This is a genomic window from Candidatus Albibeggiatoa sp. nov. BB20 (genome assembly GCA_016744725.1).
Lineage (GTDB): Bacteria > Pseudomonadota > Gammaproteobacteria > Beggiatoales > Beggiatoaceae > Albibeggiatoa.
In genome coordinates, this window is sequence record JADGDW010000034.1 from 1 (window position 1) to 15,904 (window position 15,904).

13 protein-coding genes are annotated in these 15,904 nt (G+C 37.3%); 2 read left to right on the plus strand and 11 right to left on the minus strand.

Annotated elements, in window-relative coordinates:
• Window positions 1-432 precede the first annotated feature (432 nt).
• The 3 genes from phaC to ABXH34_RS05795 all read right to left on the minus strand — a co-directional run bounded on the left by phaC (window position 433) and on the right by ABXH34_RS05795 (window position 4,878).
• The gene (gene phaC / locus ABXH34_RS05785) at window positions 433-2,259 is read right to left on the minus strand and encodes a class I poly(R)-hydroxyalkanoic acid synthase (RefSeq protein ID WP_353570918.1); all 1,827 of its coding nucleotides are present in this window, start codon (window positions 2,257-2,259) and stop codon (window positions 433-435) included.
• Between the two features lie 339 nt (window positions 2,260-2,598).
• The gene (locus tag ABXH34_RS05790; RefSeq protein WP_353570919.1) at window positions 2,599-3,234 is read right to left on the minus strand and encodes a CPBP family intramembrane glutamic endopeptidase; all 636 of its coding nucleotides are present in this window, start codon (window positions 3,232-3,234) and stop codon (window positions 2,599-2,601) included.
• Window positions 3,235-3,327: 93 nt separating this feature from the next.
• Window positions 3,328-4,878, minus strand: a complete 1,551-nt coding sequence (locus tag ABXH34_RS05795) for an ATP-dependent Clp protease proteolytic subunit (RefSeq protein WP_353570920.1) — start codon at window positions 4,876-4,878, stop codon at window positions 3,328-3,330.
• Between the two features lie 332 nt (window positions 4,879-5,210).
• Between ABXH34_RS05795 and ABXH34_RS05800 the strand changes: the two genes are divergently transcribed.
• Entirely contained in the window at window positions 5,211-5,753 is a 543-nt protein-coding gene (locus ABXH34_RS05800; protein ID WP_353570921.1) for an NUDIX hydrolase, read from the plus strand.
• Between the two features lie 39 nt (window positions 5,754-5,792).
• Window positions 5,793-6,845 carry a DUF8605 domain-containing protein gene (locus ABXH34_RS05805; protein WP_353570922.1) on the plus strand — a complete coding sequence of 351 codons (1,053 nt, stop codon included), beginning with the start codon at window positions 5,793-5,795 and terminating at the stop codon, window positions 6,843-6,845.
• 7 nt (window positions 6,846-6,852) lie between these two features.
• On the opposite strand, the gene ABXH34_RS05810 is transcribed toward ABXH34_RS05805, so the two are convergent.
• The 8 genes from ABXH34_RS05810 to ABXH34_RS05845 form a co-directional block, all read right to left on the minus strand.
• Window positions 6,853-7,221, minus strand: coding sequence for a response regulator (locus ABXH34_RS05810; RefSeq protein ID WP_353570923.1), 369 nt, complete (start codon window positions 7,219-7,221; stop codon window positions 6,853-6,855).
• A 110-nt stretch (window positions 7,222-7,331) separates the two neighbouring features.
• Window positions 7,332-8,210: a segregation and condensation protein A gene (locus ABXH34_RS05815; RefSeq protein WP_353570924.1), complete on the minus strand. Its 879-nt coding sequence runs from the start codon at window positions 8,208-8,210 to the stop codon at window positions 7,332-7,334.
• A gap of 73 nt (window positions 8,211-8,283) precedes the next feature.
• On the minus strand, window positions 8,284-9,495 hold the full coding sequence (locus tag ABXH34_RS05820; protein WP_353570925.1) for a tryptophan--tRNA ligase: 1,212 nt from the start codon (window positions 9,493-9,495) through the stop codon (window positions 8,284-8,286).
• A 471-nt stretch (window positions 9,496-9,966) separates the two neighbouring features.
• Window positions 9,967-11,172 (minus strand): type II secretion system inner membrane protein GspF, encoded by a 1,206-nt coding sequence (gene gspF / locus ABXH34_RS05825; RefSeq protein WP_353570926.1) that lies wholly within the window; start codon window positions 11,170-11,172, stop codon window positions 9,967-9,969.
• Between the two features lie 137 nt (window positions 11,173-11,309).
• The gene (locus ABXH34_RS05830; RefSeq protein WP_353570927.1) at window positions 11,310-11,540 is read right to left on the minus strand and encodes a hypothetical protein; all 231 of its coding nucleotides are present in this window, start codon (window positions 11,538-11,540) and stop codon (window positions 11,310-11,312) included.
• Window positions 11,541-11,742: 202 nt separating this feature from the next.
• The gene (gene ribD, locus ABXH34_RS05835; RefSeq protein WP_353570928.1) at window positions 11,743-12,879 is read right to left on the minus strand and encodes a bifunctional diaminohydroxyphosphoribosylaminopyrimidine deaminase/5-amino-6-(5-phosphoribosylamino)uracil reductase RibD; all 1,137 of its coding nucleotides are present in this window, start codon (window positions 12,877-12,879) and stop codon (window positions 11,743-11,745) included.
• Between the two features lie 315 nt (window positions 12,880-13,194).
• The gene (locus tag ABXH34_RS05840) at window positions 13,195-13,665 is read right to left on the minus strand and encodes a GNAT family N-acetyltransferase (protein ID WP_353570929.1); all 471 of its coding nucleotides are present in this window, start codon (window positions 13,663-13,665) and stop codon (window positions 13,195-13,197) included.
• A 64-nt stretch (window positions 13,666-13,729) separates the two neighbouring features.
• Entirely contained in the window at window positions 13,730-15,799 is a 2,070-nt protein-coding gene (locus ABXH34_RS05845; protein WP_353570930.1) for a TonB-dependent receptor plug domain-containing protein, read from the minus strand.
• Window positions 15,800-15,904: the final 105 nt, after the last annotated feature.

Consider the following 15,904-nt stretch of genomic DNA (forward strand, 5'->3'; position numbering starts at 1 on the left):
AAGCGATACAGCACTAGCAGCCCTTATTTTTAATAAGTGATTAATATTTAAAGAATTTCAGGACTGCCAGTCCTCGCACTTAAGATAGAATTGACTATAGTATTAAAAATAGTTTTTAAATGATTATTTATAGATGTCAAATGGGTTCTATATGATATTAGTTACATAAAATATGTTCTAGGTAGCCAATAGTGACGTGACTATCCAATTGGATTTTCCCAACCATTAGATTATTGATTACCAAATTCTGAGTTATCTTAAATCTCCAAGTTTTGGAATGAACATTCCTATCCTGAAAATCTTTTCATCCTGATTTAGACAAACTCCCCCTCAAACATTGCAATTATTTGTTTTGCAGTAGATCGTGTTAGGAATAGAAAAATACAGTCAAAACCTGCCAAGCGGAAACACCTGACAGGCAATGATTACTGATTAGCTTGCAACAATGCGCTTTTTAACATAACTACCAGGAGCCTCTTCTAAAGCGGCTAATTTTCCTGCACCTGGTGTACGTGCTTCCACTTCTTCACCTGCATGACCTTTAGCCCAATCAGCCCAATCAGGCCACCAAGAGCCTTCATTTTTCTTCGCACCTTTAATCCAAGTATCAGGATTTTTAGTGGTTTTGGCCTTGTTATTAGTCAAATAGAAATATTTATTTTTGTCAGGTGGATTAATGATACCTGCAATATGACCTGAACCGCCTAACACAAAACGGACAGGCCCACCCATCAAGTTTGTCCCTTCATAAGTCATTTTCCAAGGGGCAATATGATCGTCATGTGTAGACACAAAATAAGTTGGAGTCTTAACCTTACTTAAGTCAATATCCACGCCATTTAAAGTGATACCATTTGGCTGTTTTAACACATTATCTAAATACATATTACGTAAGTAGAAACTGTGCATTTTTTCTGGCATACGAGTGGAATCAGAATTCCAATATAACAAGTCAAATGCGCTGGCCTGATTGCCTTTCAAATAATTATCAACATAGAAAAACCAAACTAAGTCATTCGGACGCAACATATTAAATGTGCCCGCCATTTCGCTGCCGTCTAAATAGCCTTGCTCCGCCATTTTTTCTTCAATAGCACTTATTTGATCTTCGTCGATAAACAATTTTAAATCACCCGGATCAGTGAAATCTAACAATGTTGTAAAATAGGTTGCGCTGACAATACGTTTATCATTTTTAGTCGCCATATAGGCTAAACTGGAGGCCAATAAAGTACCACCAATGCAATAACCAATCGCATTAACTTCTTTTTCACCCGTTGCTTGCTCAATGACATCCAATGCTTCAATAGGCCCTTCAAGCATATAATGTTCAAATGACTTGTTCGCATAGCTTGCATCAGGGTTAACCCAAGACACAATAAATACGGTGTGACCTTGGTCAACAGCCCATTTGATAAAAGAATTCTTTGGACGTAAATCTAAAATATAAAATTTGTTAATCCAAGGTGGAATAATTAATAATGGACGTTTATAGACCTTATCTGTGCTGGGAGCATATTGAATAAGCTGCATTAAGTCATTTTGATAAATCACTTTGCCCGGTGTCATTGCGATATTTTCACCGAGTTCAAAAGCTTCCAAATCACTCATCTTAATATTTAATTTACCTTTACCGCGCTCTAAATCTTCAAGGAAATTATTCAAACCATCTAATAAATTTTTACCGCCTGTTTCCAGTGCTAATGCCAATACTTCAGGATTTGTTGCAGCAAAGTTGCTCGGTGCTAAAGCATCAATAAATTGTTGAGTATAAAATTCAACTTTACGGGATTGATTTTTATCCGTATCTAAGTCAGCCATTGCAACCACGTCGTGCAACCAACGAGCCGTCATCAAATAAGCTTGTTTGACATAATCAAATACAGGAGATTGTTCCCATGCGTCATTATTAAAACGACGGTCGCCACGTTCAGGTGCAATGTAAGGAGACAAATCAGGATTCAATGCACGTTGAGTTACATTTTCAAGCAGTTTATAATGCTCAGTCCAGTACGAAATCTGGGCATTAACAAGTTGTTCGGGGTTAGTTAATAATTTAAAGTTAAGTTCTTGATACGCTTCACTGATATTCAATGGGTCAAGGTTGAATTTAGGAAGTTTAGCGGCGGTTTGCTGTTTCACTGCTAAATGATTAATAATATTTTGGCTACGTTCAAAGATTTGTTGCCACGTTGCTAAAATTTCATAAGGCTCATCAGCATCTAGCAAAGGGGTATCCGCGCCAGTTTTTTGGGTCATATAAAGTTCCTCATTATAGAATTTACGTTTTTTGTGCAATGCACAATATAACTGAGTATCAAGCTGTTAGCAAGTTATTTGCTACTTAGCCTGCAATGCTAAATTATATTGTTTCCAAGTTTCAAGGCTGTAAAAGAACCCAAATTCGAACTGATTGAGATAAACTCAAGCAGCAATAGCCTCATAATGGCATAGAGAGTGAAAGTCTGGGCGAGATTTAATAGAATTAAAGTCGAGACCTAAGTTATGAGGAAAAAGGCAGTAGGGCATTGTTGCCTGCATGGCATGAATAGATAATCTATAATAGTAATGAGCTGTTTTCTACAATATCATTGTGTATCAGGAAGCTACACCTAATTGATTGCCATGATAAAAAAACCAACCTAAGCCAATGGTAAATAGAAAATTGCCATACAAAGCATGTTCAATGGTTACCAATAATACGGAACGGGTTTTGTGATAAGTCTGGGCAAAAAACAATCCACCAATAAATGATAAAATGATTGCTATCCAATTCCCAAATAATATATGCATCCATGCGAATAATAAGGCATTCACCAGAATCAAAATCTGGATGTTTGGAAATAAATGAGCGTAGCGTTGAAAGAAAAATACTCTGGAAATGACTTCCTGTGGATAGGCAGATAAAACGGGATATAGAATCATGACCAACAGCCATAATTGAGGGCGTTGTGCAGGAAAACGTAGGAATAAATCAGGAAAATAATACAACGTGATAATGGTTAATAAAATGGCAGAAACGATAAAACGTAATAAAATCACTTTTAAATGCTGAATCGCGCCAAAATAAAATAAGTCACTATTTTTAAAGCAATTATATCGATATAACACAATAGCAGTATAAATCAATACAACAAGCAATACAGGTGAAAAATAGGCTTTTTCCAACCATTGAAAATAAAAAATCACTGGCAAAAGCACGTATAAGCTGATTAATTCAATGCTGATAAACATGGTATGACACAGGTTTATTTATTAGGGCTGGCTGTATCAATTTCAATAATGCAAACCACCAACCCTAAAAAATACTATTTTAGAATAAGCCCATTAATAACGGTAGTAATCATCAGGATTATACAAATGATAGAAATCATAAGGCCCTAGACGAGGTAATTGCACAAACTTATTACCCTGTGGATCAGATAATTCTTTCAAATGGAAATTGTTAGATTTCAATGTAATGAAGAAATCCTCTTGATTAGTTTTGTCTGATGGTTGCTTAATGTAAGAAGTATCACGAATGTCTTCAGTAATGTAATCAACCCATTTCAAACTAGTCGCATCGTCTGCAAACTCACTCCAATCACCTGTTGAACTGTGCTCATACATCATTTCAACGAAATCATCCATGGGTACCCCCATTTTGTCAGAAACAGGTTTCATTAACCGTTTTGACCATTCTTTCATCATGTCTAACTGTTCTTCTTGTTCTTTAATGTTACCAATAAAGCCACCCCACATTTGATGATGAATCAAAATCGCATTGGGATACGCATAAGAACGCTCAGCCAAAGTTGTAATCACAGCAGCCATACTCGCAGCCAAAGATTTCACAACCACATAAACAGGTGCACTACTGGCTTCCATTACCTCTAAAATTTTCGCACCTTCAGCCACTGAACCACCGTAACATATATCAATCACAATGAAGATAGGATAATTAGAATCTTTATTGTTAAAATAATCAATCCGCTCACTCACATAGTCAGCTGTACCACGCATAATAATCTGATCTAATTCGATTTTGCGGTCACTTAAAATCAATTTGCCATTGACAAAAGGTTCTTCTAATAATTCAGGTTCTTTATTCGCTTCGCTTTCCCATAATTCTTTTTGTTCACGTTCGGCAATACGCTCGCTTAACTCTTCAATGTCCGCTGTACGTTTGGCTTTTTCAAATTCAATTTTAGATAACTCAAAGCTTAACTTGGTCACTTCTAACTGAATTTTTAACTCTTCAGAACGGTTTTTCTGCTCCGCGATCTCATTTTGTAATTTCAATTCCGCTTTTTCTTGCTCAACGTCAGTCCAATGCTGGGTTTGCTCTTCATCAGAAATCGCATTTTCAAGTTCTAAACGGGTTTTCTTGGCGACCAAATTGGCTAAAGTTTGAGTTTGTTTCGCGTCAGTTACATCATTTTCAAGCAAAATACGCTCTTTTTCTGTACTCAATTCCGCTAATTGATGACGTACTTTTTCTAATAGAACTTCATTTTCAAGTACAAGCTTGTTTTTCTCATGCTCTAAGCTCAATAATTCAGTCCGAAAGCGTTCCGCTTGAATGCTATTTTTTAGCGAAATAACCGCACTTTCTTCTTTCAGCTCTAATACATGTTCGCTTAAAGCAGGTTTTTTAGGCACACTAGGAGGGGCAACTAAATTAGCCACAACCACATCTGGTTTGGCCACAGGCTCTTCAAGCATGGAAACTTGCTGAGGTTTTGGATTTTCAGGCTTTTCTACAGCCTCTTTTTCATCAACTTGATTAATCGCTACATCATCTTCAACTGTCGCAGTCTCAGCGTGGACAGCTAGATTGGCACTGAGCAACAAGCAGGTGCACCAATAGCTTATTAAAGTGAGAGGTTTTCTCAGCATAATTATCTCCGCTCAATAAAATTTCAATAAAAATACGAATGGTGTTATTCTCAAAGGGCGTATAACAACCTGTTAAGTTATTAAAGTTTTTTAAAATCAGAATAAAATTTAGGAATGAGGTTTTTAGGTTTATTTCTGATTTTATTTAGGTTTTGTTAGATAATAAGAAATTCATTAAAATATTGTTCCCTTAATATCTATAAATAGATTGGGCTATTCTAACAGGTTTCTATATTAAGGCGAAATATCAATTTAACCTATGAAACGGTAGCAGTATTCCTAGTAGATAAAGTAGAATACGGATATCAATTCAATCTTGTTTTGGAGGAAGGATGAAATTTTGCAGCACTTGTGGTTCAGCACGAATCGAGTGGAAAGTGCCCGACGGTGACAATATGCCACGTTATGTGTGTGAGGATTGTCAAACCATCCATTACCAAAACCCTAAAATTGTGACAGGTTGTCTACCTGAATGGGAAGATAAGGTTTTACTCTGTAAACGAGCGATTGAGCCCCGTTATGGTTTATGGACCTTACCTGCTGGTTTTATGGAAAATAATGAAACAATAGAACAAGCTGCGATGCGTGAAACGTGGGAAGAAGCTGAAGCTAAAGTGGAAAATGCACAACTCTATGTCGTGATTAGCTTACCTTATATTAATCAAGTCTATATGATGTTTAAAGCCCAAATGTCTGCCGCTGAATTTGGCGCGGGTATAGAAAGTTTAGAAGTGGATTTGTTTACAGAACAGCAAATTCCTTGGGATCAACTCGCTTTTCCTGTCATTAAAAAGACTTTGGAATACTATTATGCTGATCGAGTTACAGGACAATTTCCATTACATGTCGGCAATATTTCACATCGAGCACGTTAACCAAATGAGCCATAATACGCCACAAAAATAGGTAGTGATATGAAAATAAAGTGTTTTATTATTAGTTTGCTCTTATTAATGACGCAGCCTGTTTGGAGTATCGATTTATATCAAGCCCAAGTTGTCGTGACTGATACGGCAGAAGAACACCGTCTACCCGCGCTAAAACAAGTTTTAAAACAGGTCTTAGTGAAATTAACTGGCGTGCACAATATTGATTTAAATACGGATGAGTTAAACCATATAGAAAAATGGGTACAGCAATTTACCTATAAATCTGAAACGGGGTTAGTTTGGCTAGAAGTGATTTTTAATCGTGAAGAAATTAATACACTGCTAGAAAAACTGGGGCTAGAAGTTTGGCAACAACCAAGAGCGACGATTTTAGCTTGGGTTGCACATAAAGATGAAATCATTAATGACGTTCAACAAGTCAATCGGATGCAGGTTTTAAAAGCAATTGCTGCAAAGCATGGCATTGAAATGATATTTCCTATTTTAGACTTATATGAAAGACGAAATTTTCCCTTAAAACAAATTACTGCCTATCAAATGGAAGATATTAAAAGTTTGGCACAACGTTATACGGTTGATACGGTGCTCATCGGACATATTGAATCAGAAAATGAACAACAGGCAAATTGGCAATTATTTTATAATAACAAGCAATCAAACTGGAAAACTCAACACAAGCAATTGAACAATTTATTAATTTCTGGGGTAGAACAAGCGGTTAATCGAGTAGCACCGCAATCTGTACAAAATATCAATGCAAAAACAGAGATGGAAAAAAAGGCAGGAAAAACCATTACATCAGAAACAAAACAAGCGATTGCAAATACCCATTTAAATTTAACTATTACAGGTGTGCCTAATCTTACAATCTACGCGAAGATTAACAAGTATTTAAAAGCTTTGCCTGAAGTAAAAAATATAGAAATGAAAAATATGTCATCTAATCAGTTACTGTTTGAAATCACGGCCAAAGCAACACCAGAACAGTTTGTAAAAATACTGCAAGCAAGCAAAATGCTTATCATTCAATCTCAAACAGAAAATAATATTTCAGGCAAATTTCAGGAAAATATTTAAAGATAAACTATATCTTCCATTTTTCTAAAACGTCTTTAAGTGAATCCATTTTAAATGGTTTAGGAATATAATCATCCATACCACAATCGAGACATTGTTGTCTATCTTCAGGCGAGCTATGCGCTGTCATCGCAACAATGAGAACATGTTTACCTGTTGTTTTTTCTAGTGCACGGATTTCTTGCGTTGCTTTGTAGCCATCCATTACAGGCATTTCGCAATCCATAAAGACCAAACCGTAATCACCATCAGTTACTTTATCTAAGGCTTCTTGTCCATTTTGGGCAATGTCTACTTCAAAGCCTATTTTTTTCAACATAGTAGCAGCAACTTTTTGATTAAAAGCATTGTCTTCAGCAAGTAATAATATAGGCATAATGTTTTACTTTAGTTAGGTTTTTCTAAGCATGGTTTGTCATCAAGAGATCATGACCATTATAACGAGAGTTGATAGCGATTCAACAGAAATCAAAAAACTTAAAAACTTTAATAGTCATCACCCAATCCTCGGACATTTGCTCCCAGTGTATTTTCCAGTCGAAACACTTCAATATTGCCAAATGCAGTTAATTGCACCACCTGAATTAAAGATTCTTTCGCTAATTCTAAAATAGCCAGCAAGGTTACAACGACACCCGCTTTACCTTCTTTTAGTACAAAGAGACTTTCAAATTTCAGTTTATCAATATGTTGCAAATCTGCCAAAATAGTGGTCATACGTTCGCGGACGGAGAGGGGTTCACGCGTAACTTGATGCGAAGAAAATAAGGCGGCTCGACTCATGACACCGCGCATTGCATGTAAAATGGCATTCAGTGGAATATCAGGAATCACCAATTCTTCAGTCACCTGAGGTGGCTCAACTGAAGCAGGTAAAATATCGCGTCCGACACAAGGTAAACCCGTCAAGGTATCAGCTGCCTGTTTGATTCTGGCATATTCTTGCAATTGGCGCACAAGCTCTGCACGCGGGTCATCTTCGACCGCATCATCACCTTCGCGAACAGGTAATATCATGCGGGATTTAATCTCAGTTAATACGGCCGCCATTACCAAATATTCAGCCGCTAAATCTAAATGCAGCTCTTTCATAATTTCAACATATTCAAGATATTGACGAGTAATCGCCGCAATTGGAATATCTAAAATATTAATATTTTGGCGTTGAATTAAATACAAAAGTAAATCCAAAGGCCCTTCAAAACTTTCTAAAAAAACCGTCAGAGAATCAGGTGGGATATACAAACCTTCTGGCATCTCATCCAGAAACTCATCTTGTACTCGTGCAATCGGTTCAGGTGGCGCGATTGTTTCTATATCATCGCATTGTTCTAATTTGTCAGGTGTGATTAACGGTTGTTCCATTTGCGCTTTAAATCTATATAACATTTGTAGTTTAGAGACTGGCAAAATAAAAATTACCAGTCTAGTTAATTACTTAACGATATACTAAGCCCATTGATTGGCGTACTTCGTCTAAGGTTTCACGGGCAACAACTCGTGCATTTTCACAACCTTCATTCAAAATACCACGCAAGGCATCAGGGTCTTCAACGTACTGCTGGGCACGCTCTTGAATCGGTTTAAGCTCAGCTAATACACCTTCAATCACGGGCTGTTTACATTCAATGCAACCAATATCTGCACTTTTACAACCATTTTGCACCCAAGTCTGGGTATCTTCATCAGAATAAATTTTATGAAAATCCCATACTGGACACTTCTTAGGATTACCGGGATCAGTCCGACGTACTCGTGCAGGATCAGTTGGCATGGTGCGAATTTTTTGCTCGATGCTACTCGGTGATTCACGCAAAGCAATCGTATTATTGTAGGATTTAGACATTTTTTGCCCATCTAAACCTGGCATTTTTGACATCGGTGTGAGCAATGATTCTGGCTCAGGTAAAATGATTTTAGTATCACCATCTAAATAACCCAACAAACGCTTAGTGTCTCCAAGATTAATATTTTGTTGACTTTCAACTAAGGCGCGTGCGGTTTCTAACGCTTCATCATCACCCTGTTCTTGGTAACGCTTACGTAATTCTTGGTACAATTTCTTGTTTTTCTTACCCATTTTTTTAGCAGCATCAAGGGCTTTTTTCTCGAAATCTTTTTCACGCCCATAGATGTAATTAAAACGTCGGGCTATTTCACGGGTAATTTCAACATGTGCAACTTGATCTTCACCGACAGGTACTAGCCCTGCTTTATAAATCAAAATATCGGCACTTTGTAACAATGGATAACCTAAAAAGCCATAAGTAGATAAATCTTTATCTTTTAGCTTTTGTTGTTGGTCTTTGTACGTTGGAACTCGTTCTAACCAGCTCAAAGGAGTAGACATTGACAGTAGCAAGTGTAGCTCTGCATGTTCTGGTACTTTAGATTGAATAAATAAAGTAGATTCATTTGGATTGATACCAACTGCAAGCCAGTCAATAAGCATTTCCCAAACACTGGGCGATATTTTACTGGTATCGTCATATAGAGTGGTTAATGCGTGCCAATCTGCGACAAAGAAGAAACAATGATGTTCGTATTGCAGTTTAACCCAGTTTTTTAACACGCCATGCAAGTGTCCTAGGTGTAAAGCACCTGTTGGGCGCATACCAGACAATACACGTTGTGAACTCGATAAATTCAACTCAGTCTCCTCAAAAAATGTCGTTTTTGGTGTAGTGATAATAGTACAAAATGTGAGCCATAAACTCCACTAGGAATTTAGGATTATTGATTGTTTCGTATGAGGTAAGTATTGTGTTACATGTTCAATACTCAATATGGGTTGCCTGTTTATCCAGCCATTCTATGCTAAGAATATAGGTATTTCTTAAATATAGGATGGAATGGCACGCCTCAAAAATGAATATGATGTGTCAACACTCACGCGCTCGATCTTTTTCTACCATCAGCACTTGGTGGAAAACACTTCGCTATTCCACTCTACACATTACTATCTAAATATTATAAATAAAAATAGCTGCTGCTAGTATAGCTTATAGTTCCAATGAATTTAGTATCAGTTATAAGATAAAATCTAGCAATTCACGTTGGACAGCTCAAATATAATGAATTACAGCTTTAAAAACACATTGATACTTCTCGCAAACTGAGATTATTGTATCAACTGGTTTAATTCAAAAATCGGCATCAAAATCGCCAATACGATGACTAAAACTACACTGCCCATCACTAAAATCAATATGGGTTCAAATAAGCTGAGCAACACCCCAATCACGGTTTCTAATTCACGCTCTTGCATGGTGGCAGCGCGATCTAGCATTTGTTCTAAATTACCACTACTTTCACCGCTGGCAATTAAATAAACCGTCATGGCTGGAAATAAACCGCTTTGTTCTAGGGCATGATGCAAGCTTGTACCTTGGCGTACTTGTTCTGCTGCATTCTGTAAGGCGTGGCGCATCGGACGATTGCCAACCACTTGAGCGGTAATTTCCAAGGCTTTTAAAATCGGTACACCACTTTGTAATAAAATGCTCAGGGTTCGAGTAAAACGGACGACATTGGTATTCCGTTCTAAACGGGCAATTATCGGCAATCGTAACAAAAAGAGATGAAATAAGACAATAAACTGTTCAAATCGCAGTAGATAGCGAAATATCGCCGCAGCCAAAACCAGTAATATCAATAATACTAAGCCCCAATCCCGCAAAAAATCGCTGACAGCAATCAAAGCGACGGTTAAAAAAGGCAGCTCTTGATTAATATTTTCAAACACTTGTACCACTTGCGGCACAACATAAGCCAGCAATCCAACCACAACCAACACCGCCACACTGGTGAGTAATAACGGATAGAATAAAGCCAATAGGGTTTTTTGACGTAAATATTGTCGCTGTTCGGTATATTCAGCTAAACGCTCTAGCACAATATCTAAATGCCCCGTTTGTTCACCTGCGGCGACGGTTGCACGATAGAGTTGGGGGAAAATGTTAGGATAATCGGCTAAGCCTTCGGCTAAACTGTGGCCTTCTAATACTCGGGAACGTACAGCCAATAATAAAGATTTGGTGCTCGGCTTTTCAGTTTGTTCCGCAATGGCGCGTAAGGCTTCTTCTAAGGCTAAACCTGAATGGACCAAGGTGGCTAATTGTCGAGTTAATAGGGCTAAATCTGTGGCACTGACTCGCGCTGAGGCTTTGCGGTTTGAGGTATTCTTTTGGCTGACTTCTTCAACATTGAGCGGAATTAAACCTTGCTCGCGCAGTTGTTGACGAATTTGGCGTTGTGCATCTCCTTCGAGTACACCTTTTCGTTTTTTACCTTGTTTATCAAGTGCAATGTATTCAAAAGCAGGCATAAAGTCAATTAACAATTATCAATGAATAAAAGGTATTCTTAAATTTTAAGATTATAAAAAGCAAATTATAAATTACTGATTATACATTATTAAAATACAGAAATAAAAAATTTACAGCCTCTGCATTTGCTGATAAATTATAAGTTAAACCAAATTGACAGAGCAGGATAAAAAAATAGGAAAATACCTACACCTGTAACGAGCCACATATCCCAAGTAATAAGACGTAACATCGTTATTGGATGAATAACTTGACTGGGTATATTTTTATCAGGAAGCTCTCTAAAATCCATAATCATTGAAACAATAATCAATATTGGCATCATAAAAAAAATAGGGTAAAACAAAATATTTTCGATGCTATCCATCCAACATTTCATATCTAAACAAATTCTGCGCATTCCTAACAAAAAACATGTGATTCCTATAATCCATCTAGTCATCACGCCTGACATATTTAGACGTTTAAGTTCAGGGATAGTGGTTTGTCTAACGAGAACATAGCTTATCCATAGAAAAATAAACCCATGACTAAACATAAAATTATCTTTTTCACTTTAGCTCATAGTTCTAATTATAATTCGGTCGAACGGTGACGCGCCAATCACGACCAATTGCACGAATATCACTAATTTCTAATGGGATATGCTGGCTTAGCGATTCAATATGCGGCAAATTAAATAAGGCGCGGGCATTATTACCCATAAACATAGGCGCGATATACAATACAATCTCATCAATCATCTGTTCTCGTAACATCGCACCGCCAAGCGTTGCCCCAGTTTCAAGTAACACTTCATTGACTTCATATTTTGTCGCCAAGGTTTTGCACATAGCTGCTAAATCAATTCCATGTTTTGTACTTGGCAAGGTAATGACTTCTGCGCCTGCTTGTTGTAACGCTTCTTTTAATGCTTCTTTTTTAGAGGCTGTAAAAATAATTGTTTTACCTTCCAATTTCAGCATTTGTGCATCAAGTGGCGTACTTAAATGCACATCAACCACCACTCTAATCGGTTGCGTCACTTTCTTTGGCTGTGGAATATGCAATGGCAATTCATTTTCACGCACGGTTAATTTTGGATTATCCGCCAGCACAGTACCTGCGCCTGTCATCACCGCCGAACTTCGGGCACGTAAGGCTTGAACATCTCGACGTGCATCTTGTGAAGTAATCCACTGACTTTCTCCCGAAGCCATCGCGGTACGCCCATCTAAACTCATACCCAATTTACAGCGTACAAAAGGCCGTTCATGGCGCATTCGCATGAAAAAACCTGCATTTAGTGTTTCAGCTTCATTGCTCAAAACCCCTGTATCTACTGCAATACCTGCTTTTAATAATTGCTCGATTCCTTTACTGGCAACAATCGGATTCGGATCCGTCATGGCGACGACAACCCGCGCAATACCTGCTTTAATCAACGCATCAGTACAAGGGGGCGTGCGTCCATGATGGCAGCAAGGTTCTAAGGTGACATAGCAAGTCGCCCCTTTTGCTTGTTCTTTAGCTTGATTCAGTGCATTGATTTCTGCATGAGCCTCTCCTGTGACTTCATGCCAGCCCTCACCCACAATTTTGCCATTACTCACAATGACACAACCTACTCGCGGGTTTGGGTCTGTTGTCCATAGGCCTTTTTCCGCTAAACGCAAAGCCCGCGCCATGTAAAGTTGATCTTGTTGCGTCATGGGGTTGATTATCATAATTGATACATCTCATTTTTTTATTAGTTTGATGGTGCCTCAGGTTGTACGGTATGTTAAAAGCCTCCTCTTTCTAACATCCCTTATCCTCAACCTTAAGCGGATATAATAACACAATACAAAAAAAGATAGATTTTGTATAAAACCAGTAATACTGACCTAGATAAACAATTTTATGTCATTTGGCTGAAAGAGATATTTGATAAACTTGGAGAGATTTTATATATAAAATAATGATTAAGGAGCGGCTGCAAAGTATTATGAAACCTATTTGTAATCACCGCTCCAAAAAAATTGAAAATCCTTAAAAATCAATTAGGCCTGTTGGATTTTCTCATGTAGAATTTTACAATTAATCCATTCTGCATCAAAAGTGGCTCCTATTTTTTTATAAAAATCAATGGCAGGTGCATTCCAATCCAATACTTGCCAATGTAATTTATATACTTGTTGTTGCTTGGCTTCTTCAATACATGCTTTAAATAATGACTGCCCCACACCTGTATGTCGATATTCTTCTGTCACAATTAAGTCGTCGATATACATTGATTTACCTTTCCAGGACGAATAGCTGAAATAATATAATGCAACACCAATAATCTGCTGTTCTAATTCTGCAACAAAAGTATGGAAATAAGGTTTTTCGCCAAAGCCATCTTCACGCATACGTTGTTCAGTATTGGTTAATTCTGCCAGAGCATTTTCATAAATCGCTAATTCTTTTACTAAATTAAAAATTCCCTTTATATCGTCAATTTGTCCTTGTCTAATCGCTACATTTGTCATGCTTTCTGTCCTTTCATCTAAATAAGTATTTTATAAACAGCTTATCAGCAATTATGCCAAATTATTAGTCAAATTGTATTTCAAAACCTAATAAAAATGTGCGTCCATTGGCGGGAATGCCTTCAGGTACAAAGCTGTGTTGACTTGGATAAGATGGAATCGAATCTAAAGCATTGAATACATCAAACGTCCATTTTAGATTTGATTGTGCTTGCCAAATAAGCCGTGAATTTAAAATTGTGTAATCAGGCGGGGTAAAATCTGCATAAATTGGAGTTGCTGCTTGCGAAGTCCATTGCCAACGGCGATAAGCACTGATATTAAAATCTAAACTGGAGCTTAGTTGTGATTGAAACCCAATATTCAATGCTTGTTTTGGAACACCTTCAATGTCTACAGAACGCCCATCTGTATCTTGATCGGAATCAGTGTAAGTGTAATTTGCAAATAATGAAAACTTTTTGTATGGACGATAAAACAGTTCTAATTCAATCCCATCTGCACTGGATTGTCCAAGATTATCAACTTGTACTTCGATAGGGTTTTTAGGGTTTTGGGTCGACACATTGCGGATTACATTATCTGTATTAAATTTAAAAAATGAGCTAGATAATAATAAATCATGTCTTAATTGATATTGTAATTGTAATTCATACGATTTCATGGTTTCAGGTTCTAAATCAGGATTAGACTTAATTGAGCGTGTATAACGGTATAAATCTTTGAGTGAAGGTGCATGAAATGCCTGACCATATAAGGCTTTAATGTTTAATTTATTGGTTGGTTTATACACTAAAGCTAAACGTGGGTTGGTTGTTGTACCAAAATCAGAATAGGAATCACTTCTAATACCTGCGGTGAGTTTTAAGAATTCATTAATTGTCCAACTGTATTGTGCAAATAACGCATACACTTCACGCTGACTTTCTGGCATTCCATTGGTTTGACTTTCTATATAATTGTCTAATACTAATTTCTTAGCTAAATTCACGTTGCTTTTATCAATCATGGCATTGACATGGTCGTGTTCATAACTCAATCCCACGATCAAATTATGATGATTGCGAATATGCCAACCAATACTGGTTTCTATATTTAAACTGTCCGTATTCCAAGGCATGAGCAAGGTGTTGGCCGTGGCTAACTGCTCAGAGGCTTCTTGACCAAAACGATTGATACTACCTAGACTAGCGCGTAATTGGGTTTCAGAACGATTATTAACATAAGACGCTTGGGTTTTCAGTGCAAGGTGTTCGGAAAAGTCGAACTGATGTTTGATACCAATGTTTAATTGTTCGGTTTTAAAATGATGGCGGTAACTCGCTTCGGTTCTTTCGCTTAAAGTGCCTACACCCCAGTTATTACTATTTTGTGAAGTATTGTAGCCAAGCTCAATATCAAAATTGCGGTATTGTGCACGGCCTCCAAGGTGGAGTAAATGTCGAGCATCGGTGTTGACCCGATTAATTAATTGTTCGGTATTACCACCTGATGACCATGTCACATCACGTTGTGGCAAATCTTCATCATTGTAATGAGTCAAACTGCTATACAGTTTAAAATTAAATTCCTCATTAACTTGTGTGCCATATTCTCCTTTTAATAAGAGCGTTTCATTTGAACCTGCTCGCACGCTAAATTGACCGCCTTCACTTTCTTTTCCGTTTTGGGTAATGATATTGACCACTCCCATAAACGCATTTGCACCATATAAAGCACTGCTAGGTCCTCGAATCACTTCAATTTGTTTAATACTATCCAATGGATAATCAGGAATAAATGACATTGCTCCACCCGTCAAACCTTCATTAAGACGCTGTCCATTAAGTAAAAATAAAACACTTTCGCCCCAAAATGAGCTAGAACCTCGGACATAAAGTGTTGAATGATAGCCAATTCGATTGCTACGACCGACGGTGAATCCTGGGATAAGATTTAATACATCTTCTAAACTTCTTGCACCAAATGCGTTAATATCTTGTTGTGTAATCACTGATACAATACCGGGTGCGGTTTGTAAATCTTCGCTGGTTTTCGAGGTAGTAATCACATCAGTCGCAAGTAAATCAACTAAAGTGCTTTGTCTGAGTGATTCAATTACGCCTTTTTCTCTTGCAATAGAGAGTTCAGACATCAAACCCATTATGATAATAATAAATAGTCGTTGGTACAGACACATAGGTTGATCCTAAATACAAATCGATTTAATGGAATATAATAAATTGATAATGAAAATAAG